Origin of the sequence: Variovorax sp. CF079 (genome assembly GCF_900101545.1) — a bacterium.
GTDB lineage: Bacteria > Pseudomonadota > Gammaproteobacteria > Burkholderiales > Burkholderiaceae_C > Variovorax.
The window spans coordinates 1-17996 of the sequence record NZ_FMZU01000036.1 but is presented as its reverse complement, the minus strand read 5'-3'; the positions used below and the strand labels follow the sequence as shown (position 1 = coordinate 17996).

The 17996-nt window shown below is 63.0% G+C and carries 19 protein-coding genes and 1 pseudogene; 12 read left to right on the top strand and 8 right to left on the bottom strand.

Annotated elements, in window-relative coordinates; genetic code table 11:
* Positions 1 to 315: 315 nt before the first annotated feature.
* The 3 genes from BLS74_RS32140 to BLS74_RS32130 form a co-directional block, all read right to left on the bottom strand.
* The gene (locus tag BLS74_RS32140) at positions 316 to 1647 is read right to left on the bottom strand and encodes a HipA domain-containing protein (RefSeq protein ID WP_093111852.1); all 1332 of its coding nucleotides are present in this window, start codon (positions 1645 to 1647) and stop codon (positions 316 to 318) included.
* Between the two features lie 2 nt (positions 1648 to 1649).
* Positions 1650 to 1952: a helix-turn-helix domain-containing protein gene (locus BLS74_RS32135; RefSeq protein WP_170855798.1), complete on the bottom strand. Its 303-nt coding sequence runs from the start codon at positions 1950 to 1952 to the stop codon at positions 1650 to 1652.
* A gap of 281 nt (positions 1953 to 2233) precedes the next feature.
* The gene (locus BLS74_RS32130) at positions 2234 to 3586 is read right to left on the bottom strand and encodes a replication initiation protein (RefSeq protein ID WP_093111850.1); all 1353 of its coding nucleotides are present in this window, start codon (positions 3584 to 3586) and stop codon (positions 2234 to 2236) included.
* Positions 3587 to 4210: 624 nt separating this feature from the next.
* Between BLS74_RS32130 and BLS74_RS32125 the strand changes: the two genes are divergently transcribed.
* Together BLS74_RS32125 and BLS74_RS32120 are read left to right on the top strand one after the other, a co-directional pair.
* Complete coding sequence (locus tag BLS74_RS32125; protein WP_244504126.1) at positions 4211 to 5407, top strand: ParA family protein; 1197 nt, start codon at positions 4211 to 4213, stop codon at positions 5405 to 5407.
* A 1-nt stretch (position 5408) separates the two neighbouring features.
* Positions 5409 to 6455, top strand: coding sequence for a ParB/RepB/Spo0J family partition protein (locus tag BLS74_RS32120; protein WP_093111848.1), 1047 nt, complete (start codon positions 5409 to 5411; stop codon positions 6453 to 6455).
* Positions 6456 to 6665: 210 nt separating this feature from the next.
* Here the strand turns inward: BLS74_RS32120 and BLS74_RS32115 are convergent, their stop codons facing one another.
* Positions 6666 to 7475 carry a hypothetical protein gene (locus tag BLS74_RS32115; RefSeq protein WP_139191802.1) on the bottom strand — a complete coding sequence of 270 codons (810 nt, stop codon included), beginning with the start codon at positions 7473 to 7475 and terminating at the stop codon, positions 6666 to 6668.
* A 591-nt stretch (positions 7476 to 8066) separates the two neighbouring features.
* Complete coding sequence (locus tag BLS74_RS34695; RefSeq protein WP_170855797.1) at positions 8067 to 8255, bottom strand: hypothetical protein; 189 nt, start codon at positions 8253 to 8255, stop codon at positions 8067 to 8069.
* A gap of 267 nt (positions 8256 to 8522) precedes the next feature.
* Between BLS74_RS34695 and BLS74_RS32110 the strand changes: the two genes are divergently transcribed.
* From BLS74_RS32110 to BLS74_RS32095, 3 genes are all read left to right on the top strand, one after another.
* On the top strand, positions 8523 to 9014 hold the full coding sequence (locus BLS74_RS32110; protein WP_244504125.1) for a helix-turn-helix domain-containing protein: 492 nt from the start codon (positions 8523 to 8525) through the stop codon (positions 9012 to 9014).
* Positions 9015 to 10124: 1110 nt separating this feature from the next.
* A complete protein-coding gene (locus BLS74_RS32100; RefSeq protein WP_093111842.1) occupies positions 10125 to 10391 on the top strand; it encodes a type II toxin-antitoxin system Phd/YefM family antitoxin in 267 nt (88 codons plus the stop codon).
* Between the two features lie 8 nt (positions 10392 to 10399).
* Entirely contained in the window at positions 10400 to 10729 is a 330-nt protein-coding gene (locus BLS74_RS32095) for a CcdB family protein (protein WP_093111840.1), read from the top strand.
* Positions 10730 to 10869: 140 nt separating this feature from the next.
* Here the strand turns inward: BLS74_RS32095 and BLS74_RS34690 are convergent, their stop codons facing one another.
* On the bottom strand, positions 10870 to 11007 hold the full coding sequence (locus BLS74_RS34690; protein WP_170855796.1) for a hypothetical protein: 138 nt from the start codon (positions 11005 to 11007) through the stop codon (positions 10870 to 10872).
* A 273-nt stretch (positions 11008 to 11280) separates the two neighbouring features.
* Here BLS74_RS34690 and BLS74_RS35685 point away from each other — a divergent pair.
* From BLS74_RS35685 to BLS74_RS32060, 6 genes and pseudogenes are all read left to right on the top strand, one after another.
* A pseudogene (locus tag BLS74_RS35685) lies at positions 11281 to 11412 on the top strand (LuxR C-terminal-related transcriptional regulator); the annotation flags it as partial.
* A gap of 560 nt (positions 11413 to 11972) precedes the next feature.
* Complete coding sequence (locus tag BLS74_RS32080) at positions 11973 to 12611, top strand: hypothetical protein (protein WP_244504123.1); 639 nt, start codon at positions 11973 to 11975, stop codon at positions 12609 to 12611.
* Positions 12608 to 13279, top strand: coding sequence for an RES family NAD+ phosphorylase (locus BLS74_RS32075; protein WP_093111834.1), 672 nt, complete (start codon positions 12608 to 12610; stop codon positions 13277 to 13279). Before BLS74_RS32080 ends, BLS74_RS32075 begins: the two co-directional genes overlap by 4 nt.
* Before the next feature lie 59 nt (positions 13280 to 13338).
* Positions 13339 to 14388 carry a Bug family tripartite tricarboxylate transporter substrate binding protein gene (locus BLS74_RS32070; protein WP_093111832.1) on the top strand — a complete coding sequence of 350 codons (1050 nt, stop codon included), beginning with the start codon at positions 13339 to 13341 and terminating at the stop codon, positions 14386 to 14388.
* Between the two features lie 11 nt (positions 14389 to 14399).
* On the top strand, positions 14400 to 14804 hold the full coding sequence (locus tag BLS74_RS32065) for a chorismate mutase family protein (protein WP_093111830.1): 405 nt from the start codon (positions 14400 to 14402) through the stop codon (positions 14802 to 14804).
* A gap of 116 nt (positions 14805 to 14920) precedes the next feature.
* Positions 14921 to 15541, top strand: a complete 621-nt coding sequence (locus BLS74_RS32060) for a hypothetical protein (protein WP_093111828.1) — start codon at positions 14921 to 14923, stop codon at positions 15539 to 15541.
* Positions 15542 to 15705: 164 nt separating this feature from the next.
* Here BLS74_RS32060 and BLS74_RS35610 read toward each other — a convergent pair whose 3' ends face one another.
* A complete protein-coding gene (locus BLS74_RS35610) occupies positions 15706 to 16113 on the bottom strand; it encodes a helix-turn-helix domain-containing protein (RefSeq protein WP_093111826.1) in 408 nt (135 codons plus the stop codon).
* Positions 16114 to 16346: 233 nt separating this feature from the next.
* Here BLS74_RS35610 and BLS74_RS32050 point away from each other — a divergent pair, with 233 nt between their 5' ends.
* Entirely contained in the window at positions 16347 to 16904 is a 558-nt protein-coding gene (locus tag BLS74_RS32050) for a helix-turn-helix domain-containing protein (protein ID WP_244504129.1), read from the top strand.
* 675 nt (positions 16905 to 17579) lie between these two features.
* Here BLS74_RS32050 and BLS74_RS32045 read toward each other — a convergent pair.
* A complete protein-coding gene (locus BLS74_RS32045; RefSeq protein ID WP_093111824.1) occupies positions 17580 to 17939 on the bottom strand; it encodes a restriction endonuclease in 360 nt (119 codons plus the stop codon).
* Between the last annotated feature and the right edge of the window lie 57 nt (positions 17940 to 17996).

Below are 17996 nucleotides of genomic sequence, written 5' to 3'. Positions count from 1 at the left end.
CCAAGGTCGGGGCGTGACGGGCGTTCGAGCCAGTGCTCGGACGAACTGGCGGTCTGGCGCAGGTGCCCGCCGCCCGCGCCCTGCCCCTCCCCCAGGTCGCAGCTGCATTCCAGGCTCGGTGCGCACGATCGCGCCAGCGCCGATGCTGCGGCATGCTTCGCCAGAACAGCACGACACTGGAGATCGAGACGGCCGGCCGAGGTCTCGTGGACGTCACGCAGGAAGTGGCCCGCTGGGTCCATGGTTGCAGGATTGAGAGCGGTCTGCGCACCCTCTTCGTTCGCCACACCTCGGCCAGTTGGTGGGTGTGCCTGGCTAGAAGTTAACTTTCTTGAATTTGGGGATGTCCCCGGCCATCTTGAGGAGGTTTGCCGCGCGCTCCACAATGAAGTTGGCCAGGCCGGATACGAACTTTCTTTCTTCGTCGACGTAGACAGAATCCTCGGCCTGCAGCTTGGCCTGCACGATCGCGAGCTCGCACAGCTTCGTGAGCTCCCGCGCAAAGTAGGGTCGTGGAATGCGAGTGCGCTCGCAAAAGTCCGCAAGCGCGAACGACTTGATGCCGTTGAGTTCGAACTCGTCTCCGAATGCCATCGCGAGATCGTGGTGGATGTTCTTGTACTGCACGACGCTCACCAGATCGTAGAGTTCGGTCACTGCGAGACCGGCGTTCTGGCTGTAGAAGGAGAGGTTCTTGCCGTGCGCATCGCTGTTGCCCAGCAAGAGCGTCGTCACCGCCCAGAGCACGATTCGTTGCACGCCCAGCGCTTGGTCGATCAGGTCCTTGCGCACATCCATGAGCTTCTGGAAGCTCACGCCATCGCGAATGTGCTTCACATCCTCTCCTTCGCCCATGTTCCGCTCGTACTTGGTGGTCACTGACATGTCGAGTGCCTGGCACGCATCGATGATGTGCAGTCGATCGACCGAGTCCTTGGTCCTGCGGCGGTCGAACCGTTTCACTGCCAGCACGGCCGACGGCACTCTCAGGATCTCCACTTCGGCGGCATAGTCCGCGTTGAAGCGGCTCTGGCTGATGCGGTTCGCGAGCTTCATGCAGAAGTGCTCGTTGGCCACCATGAAGGGCATGGCCTCGCTGAGCGGTTGCGGCTTCAGGATGTGCGTCGAGGCGAGCGAGCCATCGGCCAGGAAGAGCTTGTCGCCGTCCTTCAGCACCAGCAGCTTGTCCTGGAAGCCGGCGACCGACATGCGCACCTTGCCATCCCAGACGCTGAAGGGCTGCTGAGCTCGGCGTTGGATGCGCTCCTCGAGCTCCGCGAGGGGTATTTCGCGAGCCTGTGGGCCCCCCTCGCCTGGCTTCTGTCCCACGGGGACGAAGCTCAATGCGCCTGCAGTCTCGCGTCCAAGATGGCGGATGAGACCGAAGATGTTGTTCTTCATGATGTTGGAGTGCTTCGACGCAACGTCCAACGCATTGCCCTCGGGCAGCAGATTCTCTACAAAGCGTTTGACCGTGCCTGACGACGCATCCCCTGCAAGAGGAAGGTGGGGTGACAGCGGGAATCCGGCTGGATTCTTTACCCAGGCGGGGTCGTACTCGAGAGCGAATTCCTCGCTCCCGGGGTCGAACTTCAATGCACCGACAAAGACTTCCCCGGCGTAGAGATGCAGGGCGTAGTCATCCATGGCTACGCTCCCGTAGTCTGGGAGGACGACCTGAGGGCGCTTTCCACGCGGGGCAACGCGCGCGCAGGTACGACGAGTATTCGCAGGCCCAGCCCCTCCAGGACCAGCATCAACTTGTCCACGGTGACCGGCTTTCCGTTCTCCAGGCGCGACAGCATGTCCGGCGACACCAGGCTGAGGGAAGCCGCATCGTCGATGCGCAGACGGGCGTGAGCGCGCTGGTTGCGCACCAGCCGCCCAAGATCGGCCAGGTTCCGCACCACGGGGGAAACGGTTTCATCGGGGATAGGAAGCTTGCGTGTCATAGTTCCGCCTTTACGGAACTAATTCTTGAGCCCGGGAGTAGAGTCGATTGTTCCGCAATACCGGAATTATCACCGCTTGCAGCCTCCCAGTCCATTGTTCCGTGAACACGGAATTAAAATCTCCCAAGAGCACTGGACGGATTGCCGGGGCTGGTTGTTCCCCCTTCAAGCGCCCTTCCAATGATGTGAACACTCACATCATTTGGATGCGATTGCAGTAGCTGAATCGTTGGTCAAGCCGGGGGCCATGGCGCCGGATCCTGAGGTCAGTGGGAATGGGCCTATTTGCCGGCCGGCGCATCGAACAGCTGCCGATCGACCTTCCAGTCCGGGCCGTAGGTCGCATCGGCATAGGCGTAGACCACTGCTGATCCGAGGAGCCCGTGAAGAACGTCTCCCTGCGCAGCTCTGCGACTGATGACCGCGTTCAGTGCGCCTTTGCGCGCCAGATCCTGAAGGGCCCGATTGACCCAGCCGTTGAGCTTGGCCGGCTCCAGGGCGGCGACCTCTTTCTTCATGGCTTCGATCTGCTCGCGCAACCAGGTCGACCCGTCGGAGGCTGCGGGCTGCGCGGGCGCGGCCTGTGCGGGCTCAGCCACGGGCAGCGAAGGGGTGGCGGTCGCCGGCCCCGTTGGCGCATCGGGCTCCGTCTCGTTGCGCAGCAGCGAGCGCAGATAGGAGAAAGCGTTGTCGACGGCGCGCAGGCTCTTGTTGCCGGCGCGTCGTTCGAGCACCGCGATCTGATCGCGGACACGGTCGTCACCGAACTCCTTGATCAGGCCTTCGAGCTTGATCTCCCGGATACCGAGTGTTTCGGCCCGCAGGATCAGGTTGGCATCCACGGGTTGATTCGAGGCGGCCCGTGGCAGCGACGCCTGGCGCTTCTTCCTGACGGCGAACTGAACCTCGTGGATCAGCCTGCCCTGCTTGTGTTCGATGAGCTCGATCTCCAGGTCCGTGTCGCTGTTGATCTCGGCCACTGCATCCTTCACGCGCTCGTTCTTGAACTTGCGCCACTCGCGCCGCTCGGGGCCCGGGCCGTTGCTCAAGGCGTCGACCCACCACGCCACGGGCTTGCGACTGGTGACCCCGCTCGGATTGTCCCGATAGCGAATGCAGATCTCGTAGAGCGCCACGGCCGTATAGGAGCCGAGCTTGCCGAGAACTTCCAGATCGATGGTGGCCCAGCGCTGCGGCTCGCGCAGGGCGGACATGATCGTGGGCGGATACGACCAGCTGACCCAGTTCTCGCCGCGGCGCACTTCCAGGGCGACTTCCGAGAGCATGGAGAAGCCCCGCCACTTCACGCCATCCCCGGGCGCGGTCGACTCCCAGTCGACTTCCAGGCTGCGCATTTCCAGCAGATAGCGCTTCGCCGCGGTGCGCTCGCTGCCGCTGGAGCCGGTGGTGCGCAGCACAGCCGCCAGGGGTGCCTCGAACATGAAGTCGGCCGAGGGCATGGCCGGCATGGCCACCAGCCGCGTCTGGGAGATCTGCAGCAGCGCCGTGTAGATGCGACGGCCGGTCAGCGTCACGCGCGCCGAGCGCGGCATCATCACGATCATCTCGTGCGGCTTGCGCAACTCGAGCGCTTCGTCGGCATCAGGCGCCACGACGTTCTTCTGACTGTTCATGAGGACCTGATCGTATGTCCAACTCCGATTGGACACAAGCGGAATCACCGGACTGCCGGCACCCTCTCTCCCGCGCTGGGCGCGAGGGGTCGACAATCAGAACCGGGCCCGATTAAAAGCTGGACACTTGGTGAACTCCCCTGCCTCGGGGGCATCAGCCGGCCCGATTAAAACCCGGACAGTTCGCCTCGCAGCCTGTTCTGACGGTCTTCATTGGGGCGGTTAGAACCTGGACATTGCCCTCTTGCGAAGGCAAACGGGCAGATTTTGGGGCCTCAGCACTGCTGTGGATAAGCTGCGAGGTATCGCGTCACCGGCTGGACGGTTGCCGATCAGAGTCTGGACAGATGCGATTAGAAGCTGGACGCAAGCGATCAAAACCCGGACGGCGCACGCGAATATTGTCTCGTAAGTTATTGATTTATAAAGAGAAAATTGAATTTGTCAGGGGCTTAATCTCTTTAAGGTATTCAATATCTTTTAATCTCGGGAGAGGTGGATGGAGAACAGAATACGAAGGCCGCCACAGGGCAGCGTCCGCGCAGGATGATTGTTGAAGATTCTTCGTTTTTACGAAGGTGATGGGCATAATCGCAGCACTCTTCAACTTCCGGGGCAGACTTCGTGGACATCAAGCAAACCATCCGGCGCCAGAATCTCGAGGACATCGAGCACCAGGCGCACAAGGTCGCGGGCATGATGGAGCGCATCCGGGTTGCGATGCTGGCACCGACCGCCACCAAGACCGCGCCGACGCTCAAGGCCGTGCAATTGGCCGAGCTGTGCGGGGTCGACAAGTCCAAGATAGCTTACCGGCTCACGCGCGGCGACCTGCCCAGTGGCGAGATCCATGGCAACAGTCGTGAATGGACGATGGCGGAGGCCCAGGCCTGGGCCCGCGAGCTGCGTGCCGACCACCTGCGGCCGGAGGGCGCCGCCGGCATCACGATCACCGTCGCCAACTTCAAGGGCGGCGTGGCGAAGACCACCTCGGCGGTCACACTGGCCCAGGGGCTCTCGATGCGCGGGCACAAGGTGCTGTTGCTGGACCTGGATCCGCAGGGCTCCGCCACCACCCTGTTCGGGGTGCTGCCGGACGCCGAAGTCGAGACCGAGCACACGGCGATGTCGCTGTTCACCGGGGAGCAGGACAACCTGCAGTATGCGATCCGCCCGACCTACTGGCCGAACATCGACCTGGTCTGCGCGGCGCCGCTTCTCTATGGCGCGGAATTCCACCTGCCGGCGCGGCAGGCGAGGGACGCGGGCTTCGAGTTCTGGCGCGTGCTGGACCGCGGCCTGGACCTGACGCGCGAGGCCTACGACGTGATCGTGATCGACACCCCGCCGTCCCTGAGCTACGTGACGATCAACGCGCTGATGGCGGCCGACGGCGTCATCATGCCCCTGCCCCCTTCCGCGCTCGACTTCGCGAGCTCGGCCCAGTTCTGGGACCTGTTCTCCGACCTATGCAACCAGCTGGTCCGAAGCCGTGGCAAGGACAAGAGCTTCGAGTTCATCGATGTGCTGTTGTCGCGGGTCGAGGCCTCGGACACGGCCAGCTCGGTGGTGCGCCAGTGGGTGCTCGAGGGCTACGGCGACAAGGTGCTGCCGATCGAGATCCCGAAGACCGCGGTGGCGGCGACCGCCAGCGCGGAGTTCGGAACCGTCTATGACCTGCCGCGCGGCTCGGTGAACTCCAAGACATTTTCCCGGGCGCGGGTTGCCTACGATCGGATGTGCGAGTTGATCGAGCAGCAGATCGAAGCGGTGTGGGCGCACCAGGTGGCGGAGCGGCAGGTTCTGGAAACGGTGGTTTGACATGGGACTGAAAGACAAGGCCTCCAAGATCGACTTCGCATCGTTGATGCCGGTGGCGGCACCCACGCCCGACGTCACCAAGCCGAAGACGGCGCCGGGCGCCATGATGGCGCTGGCCAACGACCAGCGTTCAGAACTCCTGCGCGAGAACGACCTGCTGCGCGGGCAAGCCGCGCGGGCGGCGGAACTCGAGGGGCGCCTGAACGATGCCGTGACCGAGCTCCACACCTGGGACGGCGCCAAGGCGACGCGCTTGCTCGACCCGCGCGAGATCAAGCGCAGCGACTATGCCAATCGCCACGAGTCGAGTTTTCGACTCGAGGACTTCGAGGATCTCAAGCGCGAGATCAAGGAGGCCGGGGGCAATATCCAGCCCATCAAGGTGCGCCCGATCGCGAGTCCGGGCGATGGTCCCAAGTACGAGATCGTGTTCGGCCATCGCCGGCACGAGGCGTGTCTGCAGCTGGGACTTCAGGTTCTGGCTTTCGTGGACAACCTGGACGATCGTGCGCTGTTCGAGGAGATGGAGCGCGAGAATCGGGAGCGTGCCGATCTGTCGGCCTGGGAGCAGGGCGTGATGTACGCACGTGCGCTGGACCGCGGCCTCTATCCGTCCTTGCGCCAGATGGCCACCGCGATCGGCGTGGACCCGACCAATCTCTCGAAGGCGCTGGTGCTGGCGCGGCTGCCCCAGGCGGTGCTGCAGGCCTTCGCGTCACCGCTGGATCTTCAGTTTCGATGGTCGACGGCGTTCAAGGCCGCGGTGGAGAGCGACCCCGCGGGACTGGAAGCCCGGGCGGCCGAGATCGCGGCGGACCGCGGCACGATGAGCGCGAAGGAGATCTTTGCGCGGCTGACGTCGCCGCAGGCGGCAATGCGGGCCCCGTCGCACCCGTCGATTCAGACTTTCGAGAAGGCGGGTACGACGATCGCGACGATGAAGGTCGATGGGGAAGCCCGGCCTTCCATCCGGATCCATGTCGGCTTGACCGCGGCGCGTCAGTTGGAGCTCGCCCGTTTGCTCAAGCAGTTTGTAGCGGAAGGATAAAGAGAGATTCCCGCAGGACAAACAAAAAAGGCGCCTTGGGCGCCTTTTTTGTTGGCCTCGAATATCCGAATCGGGAGGTGTAGTACGGTACTACACCCCGCGATCGAAGCGACCCGGGCGGGGAAGTCGTCGGTACCGAACCGCGTGTAGTACCGTACTACACCCCTCCGAACAGCGACGGCGATCAGGCCGCAACCACCCTCACGCCTCTTATGACTGCGAGCCGCGAGACGCCTCGAGACGCTCGAGCGACGACAGGATCTGATCGATCGTCGACTTCAGAACTCCCATGTCCCTGTCGCGCCGAGCCTCGACGATGGGGTTGCCGCCGCCTCCGTCCGCGCGCGCGGTGGCGAGCAAAGTCTCTCTGGAACGCGCCACCACCTCGTCAAGCCTGGTAATCAGGTTGTTTCGCAGCGCAGCGAACTGCGCCATCTCGCGCCGCATTTCTCGCACGTCGTCACCCAGCGTCAAGAGCACCTGCTCAATGCGCTGCTGCCACTCTGCAAGTTCCTCCGAGGGCGGCGCGGCCGCGGGCGCCGCTTCGTGGAATCGGTGAGCGGGCGCAGCAGGTGCCACCTGGTCGTGCATCAGCGGGCGCAGCACCGCAGACAGCTGGCGGGCCGTGCGCGCCACGGCTTCCTCGAAGACGGCCTTCGGGTCTGAGTCCGCAAGCTGCGGCCACAACTCATAGACCCGTGCGATCGCTTTGTCCGTGGCCAGGCGCAGTCCTGGCCGGCCCGGTTTGCCAGGCAGCACGGTGCCCTTGGCGTTCGCGCCATCCTGACCGCCCGGGTCGGCCTCCCCGCGCGACGCGATGAGACATTCCCTGAATTCGCCGCTTGCACTCCACTTTTTCAGCATTGCTTCTGACGGCGCGCTGGCGCCGTGCAAGATGACCAGAATGCGCCCGAGGTCCGCGACACTGCTGATTTCCGGCCATGCGGCATCACGGAATTCTCCGAGATCCACAACCTGTTCTGAAGCACGATCGGTGGGTAAGGAGGACAAATGCGCCACGCCTGAATGATTTGGTTACTGAATAACCGAATTATCAGCCCGCTATTGCCAAAGTGCTTTTCCGCTCCCGATTTCCGTGAAACAATTTTTTGCCCAAGGCACAGCGCGCAAGCTAAGTTGTTGTCGCACTTCAGAAAAAGTCTTACGGATTCTTGCTCCAATTGGGAGGCGCAATGTTTCACGGAATCCGAGATGCGCTGATTCTTGCCCCAACTTCTGTCATGCGACACAGTAGTTGAGCCGATGCGGCACTATTCCTTTGACAGCTCCCGCATCCTGAAATAGGCCACCGGACGGCCCGGCGGGACGGAGAGACTCGTGATGTCTTCGACGGCGGACACCTCATTGGGCTCAACCGCCGCAACCGGAATGGTCAGGACCGGACCGGCCGTTCGGCTCGGGGTGCTGAATCCGTTCAAAACGCCCAAGGCATGGGCATGCAGTCACCAGGAATGCTGAGCATTGCTGCGGCCGCCATCATCCTTGGCCCACTCGGCGTCATGCCATTGGCGAAGGGCAGCAGGGGCCGTGCGGTTCTTTCACACGTCTTGCCGCCAAGGCCGGAAGTGTCCAGCTTTTGATCGAGCAACTTCAATAAGCCATGACCTCCTTTCCGACGTCGCCGCAGCTCGCCCCATGTCGATGACGCCGAGTTCGCAGGGCGCGGCCGCCGCGGCGGGAATAGAAATTCAGACCGCGCGGCTGATCCTGCTCGACCCGGATCGATTCGCCGCGGCGCCGGCGCTGCAGGGCTTGGCCGATCGCGTAAGCGCAGCGCATGGAGAATTTCCCGCAGGCCGAGCAGTTCGAGGCCTGTGAAGACGCCCGCCCCGCCCGGTGGGGTTGAAGGGGAGAGCGCGGGAGTCGCTCTCGGCGTCGCACGCCCTGCTGTCCCTGAGACGGTCGCCGGAGTGAGCGCTGGCTATCCGGCACCGCCGAACGGATTTCCACGCGTGATAGTTCTTTCGATTACTACGAATATTGCGTCTACTGCGTTTAGGCCTCATCATCATCACCCCACGGCCCCTTAAGAGGCTGGAAGCCGTGTTGAAGCAACTGCAAGGAGAAAGCGAAATGACGAGCGAAGTGCTGGAACCTGCCACGCAAGCCGAGGCGGAGATGGCGGCGGCTGCGCATCAGTGCCTGGTGATGGCGTTGGATCATTCCAAGGCTGACCATATCGATGTCACCCTGGACCTCGACGATGCGACCCAAGCGGCGCCAGTCCTGAAGCTGCCGCCGCGGGCGCTGCACCTGCTCGCGCATGTGCTGCGCACCATGGCCGCGCGCCAGCCGCTGATGCTGGTGCCGCAGCAGGCGGAGTTGACCACGCAGGAGGCGGCCGCGATTCTGAACGTCTCGCGCCCGTTCGTGATCAAGGAGATTGAGGAGGGGAGGCTGAAGCACCGGAAGGTGGGCCGCCATCGGCGCATCGCGTTCGAGGATCTGCTGGCCTACCAGGCGGCGTCGCGCGAGAAGTCTCGCGCCGCGCTCGACGAGCTGGCGCGCGTATCCCAAGAGGCAGGATTCGAGTTCTAGGCGATGGCGGGCTCCGAGCGGTTCACCGCGATCCTCGACGCGTGCGTGCTGTACCCGCAACTCGTACGAGACGTGCTGATGCGGCTCACGTTCGCCGGCCTCTATCACGCGCGCTGGAGCGCCACCATCGAAGAAGAGTGGACGCGCAACCTGCTTGAGAAGCGGCCCGAGCAGGCGCAAGCCATCGAACGGACCGTCAGCCTCATGCGCGATGCGGTGCCGGACTGCCTGGTCGTCGGGTACGAAAAGCTGGTCGCCGGGCTCGACTTGCCATCAAGGAGATGCGAGCGAGTTGGACAAATCCAGCGCGCTCCGCTGAGGAGTTGGTCAAGGCGCTCGAGCTGCGCGGCTTGCCGCAGACGGCGGCCTACCTCGCGAAAGCCTCCAAGCTCATCTGACAAAAAGCAACTTCCCGCTCCAACGCCATCGCGCCGCCGCGGGGGAACCTTGTACCAACACTCGGCATGTCCGCAGACTTCCCAATCGTTGACCGCAATCATCGGATCAGCACAGCTTCCAAGCATCTGGTCGATCTCTGCCACCCTTCGACTTGGGAGATCGATTCGAGGGAGGGACCGAACGACTACGGATCCGACCTTGAGGTGCAAGTCGCGCCTGCAGGCCAGGGAAGCTTGCCTTGCGTCCGCAATTCCGACTTCGTTCCATTTGACGTGACGGACGTTCGCCTTCGCGGACTCACCGGGCAGATAGGAGCAGGGGCCGCTCGGTTTTTCCCACACGCCTGACCGCCAACTGTCCAGCTTTTAATCGGCTCAATACAACGCCATGGATCGCCCCTTCCGAGGCCATCGCAGCTCTCCCACGCGATGCCGCGAGCTCGAGCGTCTCGTCGGGGTTTTGCTCTCCAGTCGATCTTGGCAAGCGGGAAGCCTTCGGCATCGCAGCGCCGGAAGTAGAGCGCGCCAGCGCACCTGCCGGCCAGCCAGGTGGAATTGTGAGCGCTCGGACACAGGTGACGGCGCTGTTCGCCTGAGCGCCAGATCGAGCGCATAGCTACCAGTTGGCGGCTCCGGTCCGTGGCACATCTGGACGTCGGGCAGCTGGCCGGGCTAAACTGTACAGGTTAGCTATTTTCATCGGGATTGAACCATGATTACTGTCACGTCCGTTGATGCGCAAAACAGATTCGGACAGCTTCTTGACAAGGCACAGCGTGAGCCAATCATCATCACGCGCCATGGGCGACCAGCTGCATACATGATCTCCCCTCAAGACATGAAAGAGCTTCAGGAGGCGCGAGCGCGCGGTGACACCCAACAGAAGGCTCAACGTGACTGGGCAACAGCCAGCGCGGAAGCCTGGAACGAATTCGACAACAAGTTCGGTTCGTTCGCTGACGAACACTCGACGCTCTAACCCGCGCCATGGCGCAATTCGACGTCCATCGCAACAAGGGCAGCCAGAAGGACAGCATTCCTTACGTCGTGGTCATCCAGTCCGCGCGATTCGATGCCTATCGTCGCCGCGTTGTAGTCCCGCTGGTTCTCCGCCAGAACGCCCCGAGCGGCGCGTCCATATCCGGGTCTCGAATGAACCCGATCTTCAGTGTCGGTGGCGTCGAGGTGGTACTCAATCCACTTCAAACCGTCTCTGTGGCCCTTGACCACCTGGGTGCTGTCGTCGAATCGCTCGCGGATCACGGGCAACAGATCACCGATGCCATGGACGAATTGATAACCCGCGCCTGGGGCTAGAAGGAGAAATTCTTGTCGCGCTTCCCAACTCAAAGTGCCGTGACAGATGCCACGTCATAATTACTAATTATGTAGATAATGGTCGTGCCGGATGCCACAGCGTTCGGTGGTGCCTTGCGCCCGTCCAAGATTCACTCGGTTCACTTCAAGAGGACATGACTGCCGTTCCAACGCCATCTCAACTGGCCCAGCTCGAAGATGCCGAGCTTGACGAGTTGGCGCACGCCTGGCGGGCTCGCGCTGCGCGCGGTGAGTCCGGCGCGTTCGGAGTCGCCCACGTGCTCGAAGTCGAAAGGCGAGGGCGCATTCGCGCGAGCCAGATGATCACCCTGCGTGCCCCGCTGGTTCCGACCCCCAGGCGACCCTGGTGGAAGTTCTGGCAATCCGACTCAAGCGATGGACCGATGACTCCGACATGAAGAAGCCTCGGCGCGATGCCATAGCCGACATTGCGTTGTGCGCGTCAACTCAGGGTCTGAGCGATCGTGTCGCAATGGGGTTGTAGCTTGCGTCCGGAAGGCGAGCGCACTGACCTTCGCTGAGCCAGCGAGGAGATCGCTTCGATCCTCTCGATCTCGGCGAACACGGTGAACTTCCACATCAAGAACGCCATTGCGAAGCTGCGCGTGGCCAACAAGAGTGCCGCGGTCGCGCGCTCCTCGAAGCTCGGCCTGCTCGACTGAGGGTGAACTGCGGAACAGGTCGCCGAGTTCGCGCTCCTCGGTGTCGACGCTGGCGGTGAACTGCCAGCGATCGCTGAGGTGCCCTTGCCGTAGAAGGCGAGGCGGCCTTCGGTCCAGGTGTCGTTGCGGTTCTTGCCGGTGATCAGCAATGCGGCAGGGCGACTGGTGCGGTCCCGTCCGACCGTGAGGTCGGCCTGGCCGACCAGGAACCAGTCGTTGGCTGGCAGTCGGAATCGCGCCGGAACACGCGCGTCTCGCCGGCCGCGTCGGTCACGGCAATCTCGCCGGTCTGCATGCGCCGCGGCACCAATTGCTGGAACACGAAGCGGCGTTGCCGTCCACCGGCGCGTCGAAGCGAGCGCTCGCTTCGACGCGCCGGCGCAGCCGCTGGCCGTCACGTAGCAGCAAAGGGCCAGCGGGGACCAACCACAAGGCAGGTCCAATGATCTCCGCCCGGGGGCGGGCGCCCTTTGACCCACGCCGTCACGAACGCGTTCGTTTGCCGAGATTGACGATTGATGATAGTATGTCGGCAAGATCGGAAGCCAAAGGAGCCCGCCATGCCCACCGAAGCGATGCACTTTCAAATGCCTGCCGGGCCGGCCGGCGGGCTGCGTGTGCCGGTCAACATGCCGGACGATACCGATCCGGCAGCGGTGTCGTCGGTGGTCGAAGCTATCGAGAAGGCGCTGGTGGTGTTGATGCACGCCGGCCAGGGTCAGGTGATCGTGCGTGCCGACCATTTGGCGGAGATCGCCACAGGCCTGCTGGAGCCGAGCACCGAACTGCTCGAGGACCGCGTGCATCGGATGCGGACGCTGCGGCAGGTGTTCGCCGAGGGCGACTGGTTGACCGCCGAGCAGTTGAACGTGCTGCAGGCAGCGGCGCCCAAGAGCAAGTCGCAGCCGGCGAGCGACTGGAAGCGGCGTGGGCGTATCTACGGCGTGAGCCACGGCGGGAGGGAGTACTTCGCCCGCTACCAGTTCGATGCGATGTACGAGCCCCTGCCTGTCATCCGCGAGATCTTGAAAGCCTTCGGAGAAGTCGCCGACCCGTGGGTGTTGGCGGCGTGGTTCCACTACCCGAATGCCTGGATCGTCGGAGCCGACGGCACGCCGGTCGCGCCAAAGGAGGCGCTGGACCGGCATGACGCCGTGCTCCATGCGGCGCAGCGGCGGCGCACTAGCTACGTCGCATGAGCGGCGGTCCGCCGCACGGCGCGGCCTGCGACCTGCCCGACCCCGGCCCGGCCGAGGACTTCGAAGTCCTGGAAGTAACGCACGAGGAGGTGCCCGTTTGGTACCACGTGTACTGCACGCGCAGCCATCCCAGCACCACGGCACAGACATTCGCCGAAGGCTGGGGCGACACCCGCTTTGCGCCCATTGACCAGGCGGATGACACGCCGGTGCACACCTACTATGTTGCGAGCAGCCCGGAAGCCGCTTACATGGAGTCCGTGCTCCACGACGTCTCACTCTCGCCGCCCGGCTTGTTCGAGGTGGCCTCGCTGGCGCATTTCCACTTGGTCAAGCTAAAGCTGCCGCCGGTGCTGCGGTATGTCAGCTTCCATACGCCGTATCTGCCGAGGCTGCAGAAGATCTCGCGGGCGCAGTTGATCGACAGCCTGCCGGGGTGCTATCCGCAGACCAGGCGCTGGTCCCAGGCGGCTTACCTGCAGCGACCGGCGGCCCAGGCGATCGGCTACGGCTCGAAGCGCCACGATGCGGCCCGCTGTCTGATGCTGTTCGGGCAACGCCTTCCGGAGCCGCCGTTCGAGGTGCTGAATGAAGAACCCTTGGCCGTCGGGGCGCGGCGCGCGGAGCTGCTGGCGCTGGTGCGGTCCCTGAAGCTGCACGAAGTGTGAGCCGTAGATCGGGCGGCGTCGAAGAAAGACTTGGCTTCCGATTTCCAACTTCTCTTGCCATGTCCTTCCTCCTTTTTCGATCATTTGCCGCGCGCCTGCTGTGCGTTTTCGGCGCGCTCGCCTGCGCCGGCGTCGCCTTCGCGCAATCGTCCGGTGCGAGTCGCACCGATCCCAGCCCACCGGGCACCTCGAGCACCCAGCCGGCGGATCTGAACTGGCCGACGCGACCGCTGCGCCTCATCGTCGGCTTTGGCGGCGGTTCGTCGCCGGACTTCGTTGCACGCGCCCTGGCCATCCCCATGGCGAGGGCGCTGGGCCAGCCGGTGGTCGTCGAGAACCATCCGGGCGCCAGCGGCAACATCGCGGCGGACATCGTCGCGAAGTCCACCGACAGGCACACGGTGGGCATCCTCATCAACGGCAACATGACGATTGCCAAGGTCCTCAATCCGGCGACCCCCTACGACCCGCAAAAGGACCTGGTGCCGCTCAGCATCATCTGCACGGCACCCCTGGTGCTCGCCACGACGCCGGAGGTCTCGAAGTCAGATGCCCGCGGCTTCCTCGACGCCGCGCGCGCTGCCGGCAGCACCTGGAGCTATGGGACGCCCGGCATCGGCACGATCGGCCACCTCGGGATGGAGCTCCTCAAGGCCCGCACCGGGATCGGCGCCGTGCACGTGCCCTACCAGGGCAATCCGCAGGTCATCACCGGCCTGGCCAGCGCGCAGCTGCAACTGGCGCTCCTTCCGCCGGGCCTCGCGGAAGTACAGGTCAAGGCCGGAAAGCTGCGCGCGATCGGCGTGACCTCGGCGCGCCGCTCCGCACTCGTGCCCGACTACCCGAGCCTGCAGGAAGCAGGACTCAAGGATTTCGAGCTCGAGATCTGGACTGCCGCGGCAGCCCCCGCCAGCCTGCCCGCCCCCATCGTCCAGCGCCTGACCCAGGTCCTCTCGGAAGTCATCCGCTCGCCCGAGGTGCGGCAGAAGCTCTTCCAGCATGGCTACGAGGCAGCCGGCATATCGGGCGAGGCGCTGGTCCGCCGGGTGAAGGCGGACACGGCAGCGCTCACCCAGATCATCGCGAGCCAGGGCATCAAGCTCGAGTAGGGAGACCCACCATGAACCCGGAACAACCGCGCCCGGGCGGGCGCCAGGAAGCCACGGCCGCGGCCAATGACGCAACGGCCACGCAGAGCGGAGGCACAACCCCTGCCCGCAGCAACGAGGAAGCCCAACAGATCCTGCAGGCGCTGCGCGACGAGCTCGACGGCCTGGACATGACGCTGCTCGAGACCCTGCGGCAGAGGCTTGACTGCTGCTGCCAGATCGGCCTGCACAAGCGCGATCATGCGATCCCGATGATGCAGCCCCACCGCATCGGGGTGGTGCAGGAACGTGCGGCTGCCTTTGCCGCAGAGCACGGCATGAGCCCGACGTTCCTGCGAGCCCTCTACGAGCTGATCATCACGGAGACCTGCCGCCTGGAGGATGAGATCATCGGCGTGCCCGCCACGCCTGCATGAAGCCGCACATCTTCCGTTCAGACCAGAGCCCGGCAGCCCTTGAAGGCCGAGAGCCTCGCAAAGGCAACCCTCGAGGTCGACCAACCGTCACCAGACATGCTCTACCTCTAAAGCACATGCTCACTTTCTCGACGCTGGGCCTCGAGGGCAGCAACCACCACTTCGTTCTCCAGCGGTACCTTGCCGCGCATGGCATTGCGGACGCCACTCGCATCGTACTGTTCGACGACTTCCACAGCGGCGCGCGTGCGCTGATCGCCGGCGAGGCGGACTACCTGCTTCAATGCGCCGTTCATCCCGCGGCCGCCGAGATCACGGGCACCTATCGCACGGCCATGGTGGTGGTCGACGCCTTCATTTCCCCCAGCCGTCCCATGGCACTGGTACGCGCCATAGGAAGCGGGGAGGGCGCCGGCAAGGTGGGCGTGCAGCGCGCCACGCAGAACTATGCCGACCTTTCTGCGTGGCCGACCGTCGTCCACGAGCCCACGGTGCTCGCGGTCCAGGCCGGGCTCGCCGAAGGACGCTACGAAGCGGGGGTCGTCTTCGCGTCCTTCGCGGCGGCGCACGCTGAGCGCTTCGAGGTGATCGAACCCATCGGCGCCATCTGCGACGCATGGATCGTCTACGGGCGCGAAGCCGTCGACGAGGGCAGGGCGGTTGTCTGGAAGGACAGCCCAGTCGCGCGGCAGTATCGGGAACGGATCGGACGATCGTCGAAGCACGGCGGCAGCTGAAGCCTCCCGGACGATCTCGCCGGAAACACGCTCGGCACCTGTACCAGAATCATCTGGTGGTTCGCGCGGCCAATAGACAACGTCGAGTGCTCAGATGAGCGATACCTCCAGCGGAAGTGCGTCCGATGCAGTTCTGGGCATGGCTCCAGCGCCAAGCTCGGTCCCTAGCGAAGGCGGCGTTTGGCTCCAGTGGACGGCTTATCGGAGCGACGACGGTTCTGGCGACGAATCGGCGCAGTCGGATCAGCCCATTGCGGCATGAGATTCTTCTTAATGGGCGTCATCAGTTCCGATAGCGAGACATCGAGCACGTAGCAGATGACAGACAGTGTCATCAACGACGGATTGGCCACTCCTCGCTCAATGCGGCTGACAAGTGTGCGGTCAACTTCGGCCTTGTCGGCCATTTCCTCCTGGGACAACTGCCTTGAGATTCGTAGAGCCTTGAGGTGTTTGCCGAGCGCCAACGAGACGGGGTTCGAGCTGCGCTCTTTCTCTGTAACGCTGGCTGGCGTGATCGGTCGGGGAACGGCGCCCTTTGGAATGATGGACCGGCGCGGTGATGTACTCATTGGCGCCGAATCTGCTCGGCTGCGGCATCTATTGCCACGCAATACATGCTTCGAAGCTTATAATCCTCAACGAATTAATTTCACCCCCCTCTGTATATCCGAGGTTGTTCAGCACCAGGGTTGGCATCGTGACAATGGCTTCACCGTTTCCGACCGGAAAGGCTGTAAAGCTGCCCGCCTCGATCGCGCGGACGCTGACTCTCCAGTCGACCTCACCATCGCACAGGCCTGCTGTGTGTGAGGTTGGCGCTCAGGTACGCGCCCTGCGACTCGCGGCAGGGGTCTCGGGCGGCAAGGTTGCAGCCGCCTCCGGCGTTTCTGCATCCATGCTCTCTCGCATCGAGCGGGGTTTGGTGTCTCCATCGGTGGATACGCTCTACCGCATAGCGCGTGGACTGAACGTTCCGATCTCGAGGTTCTTTGGCGATCAGCCAGGCCGAACTGATTTTTCCCATGTACCGGCGGGTAGGGGAGTGCAGGTGGACCGTGTCGGCGCCGTTGCGAACTACCGCTACGATCTCATCGGCCACATTCTTTCGGGGAACCTTTTTGTCGAACCCTACCTTGTGACCCTTCTACCTGGCGCCGAGCCCTATGTAACGTTCCAGCACCCAGGACTCAAGTTCTTGTACCTGCTGTCGGGCGAAGTGAGCTATCGGTATGGGACAAAGGTAGTCCAACTCAAGGTGGGAGGTTCGCTTCTCTTCGACGCCACGGCCCTGCATGGGATCGAGGCCGTAGAGGTGCAGCCTGTGTCATACCTATCAGTCGTGTTTACGCTGCGCGGGTAGTCACCCTGAAAAGACTCAACGGGCCTGAACGTGGACAATCCGCGAAATCTGGCGAAGAGCGTGACGGTGGAGTGAGATCAACGGCGTCTGTTGGGCTCTCGTAGGTTTCCTAAAGTTGTGGTCAATTTCTCCCTGTAAGGCCCCCCAGATTTACAAAGAAAAAGAGTTGTGGTCATTTTTGACTAAGAAATCTGGGTTGTGCTCGTCCCACCATGGAGAGAGGTCGTCCGCTCACGCAACCACAGCAGCTGCTGGTTCCCGCCGGGGGGCGCTACACACAGATTGCACGCTCGGACCGCCGCTCCAGACTGGCTGCCGTCATTCGCCTTTGGTCTGTCGAAAGTCGGCGGCTGGCGAAAGCAGACCTTGGCACTTTTCTTCGCGAACGGCTGGTCTACTTTCGGAACTTGACCTTCGCCGACATCGTCGAGGAAATCCGAGTTCGGCGACAGCGAACGGATTGCGGGTGGCAACGGACGACCAGGACGAAATCACGTGTGAACGCCTGCCTCCGCATGTCGCGAACCGGCGCTCCGGGCTGCGGATTCAACCGGCTGTTTGCAGTTCTCGAAAACACTCATTCGGTCCGAACGACTTTCGAGATCTTGGAACCGCTAGGCACCTTAGGCACGAAGCGCATACATCTCTTCTTCTACTTTGTAGCGGAAACCCGGCTTATGTGTACTGCTGTACTTTTCCGCCTGCGAGCGTCGTGCACCAGTCTGCAATTGCAGCTTGATCTCTGAGGTCGAGGTTCCACAACTCTCCCTTCTGCTTGGCGCCCCGTGTGAAGGTGGAGGTAGTAGCCAGTAGTGCTTGATGAAACCCATGCTCCCATTTGACGGACCAGATCTCACGAACCAACTCCACGCCAACCTTTCTTTTTTCTGAGAAGCGTTTGCACTGAACCATCATTGAAAATCGCAAATCAGGTGCGACCTTTCGTACCGCGATTAGGTCGATGCCGTTGTCTTTGGTATATCTGACCTTGCCCCCAAAAAACGTATCCCTTGCTGAGTGTTTCAATGCAAGCAAGGAGAACGCAAATGACGAAGACGACGAGAGCGCGCTACACGCTGGAGTTCAAGCAAG

What these genes read in the sequence shown, in the direction of transcription:
- BLS74_RS32140 (WP_093111852.1), bottom strand. Translation starts at nt 1,647, where the DNA reads ATGGATGACTACGCCCTGCATCTCTACGCCGGGGAAGTCTTTGTCGGT.
- BLS74_RS32135 (WP_170855798.1), bottom strand. Translation starts at nt 1,952, where the DNA reads ATGACACGCAAGCTTCCTATCCCCGATGAAACCGTTTCCCCCGTGGTG.
- BLS74_RS32130 (WP_093111850.1), bottom strand. Translation starts at nt 3,586, where the DNA reads ATGAACAGTCAGAAGAACGTCGTGGCGCCTGATGCCGACGAAGCGCTC.
- BLS74_RS32120 (WP_093111848.1), top strand. Translation starts at nt 5,409, where the DNA reads ATGGGACTGAAAGACAAGGCCTCCAAGATCGACTTCGCATCGTTGATG.
- BLS74_RS34695 (WP_170855797.1), bottom strand. Translation starts at nt 8,255, where the DNA reads ATGCGCTGCGCTTACGCGATCGGCCAAGCCCTGCAGCGCCGGCGCCGC.
- BLS74_RS32100 (WP_093111842.1), top strand. Translation starts at nt 10,125, where the DNA reads ATGATTACTGTCACGTCCGTTGATGCGCAAAACAGATTCGGACAGCTT.
- BLS74_RS32095 (WP_093111840.1), top strand. Translation starts at nt 10,400, where the DNA reads ATGGCGCAATTCGACGTCCATCGCAACAAGGGCAGCCAGAAGGACAGC.
- BLS74_RS32080 (WP_244504123.1), top strand. Translation starts at nt 11,973, where the DNA reads ATGCCCACCGAAGCGATGCACTTTCAAATGCCTGCCGGGCCGGCCGGC.
- BLS74_RS32075 (WP_093111834.1), top strand. Translation starts at nt 12,608, where the DNA reads ATGAGCGGCGGTCCGCCGCACGGCGCGGCCTGCGACCTGCCCGACCCC.
- BLS74_RS32070 (WP_093111832.1), top strand. Translation starts at nt 13,339, where the DNA reads ATGTCCTTCCTCCTTTTTCGATCATTTGCCGCGCGCCTGCTGTGCGTT.
- BLS74_RS32065 (WP_093111830.1), top strand. Translation starts at nt 14,400, where the DNA reads ATGAACCCGGAACAACCGCGCCCGGGCGGGCGCCAGGAAGCCACGGCC.
- BLS74_RS32060 (WP_093111828.1), top strand. Translation starts at nt 14,921, where the DNA reads ATGCTCACTTTCTCGACGCTGGGCCTCGAGGGCAGCAACCACCACTTC.
- BLS74_RS35610 (WP_093111826.1), bottom strand. Translation starts at nt 16,113, where the DNA reads ATGAGTACATCACCGCGCCGGTCCATCATTCCAAAGGGCGCCGTTCCC.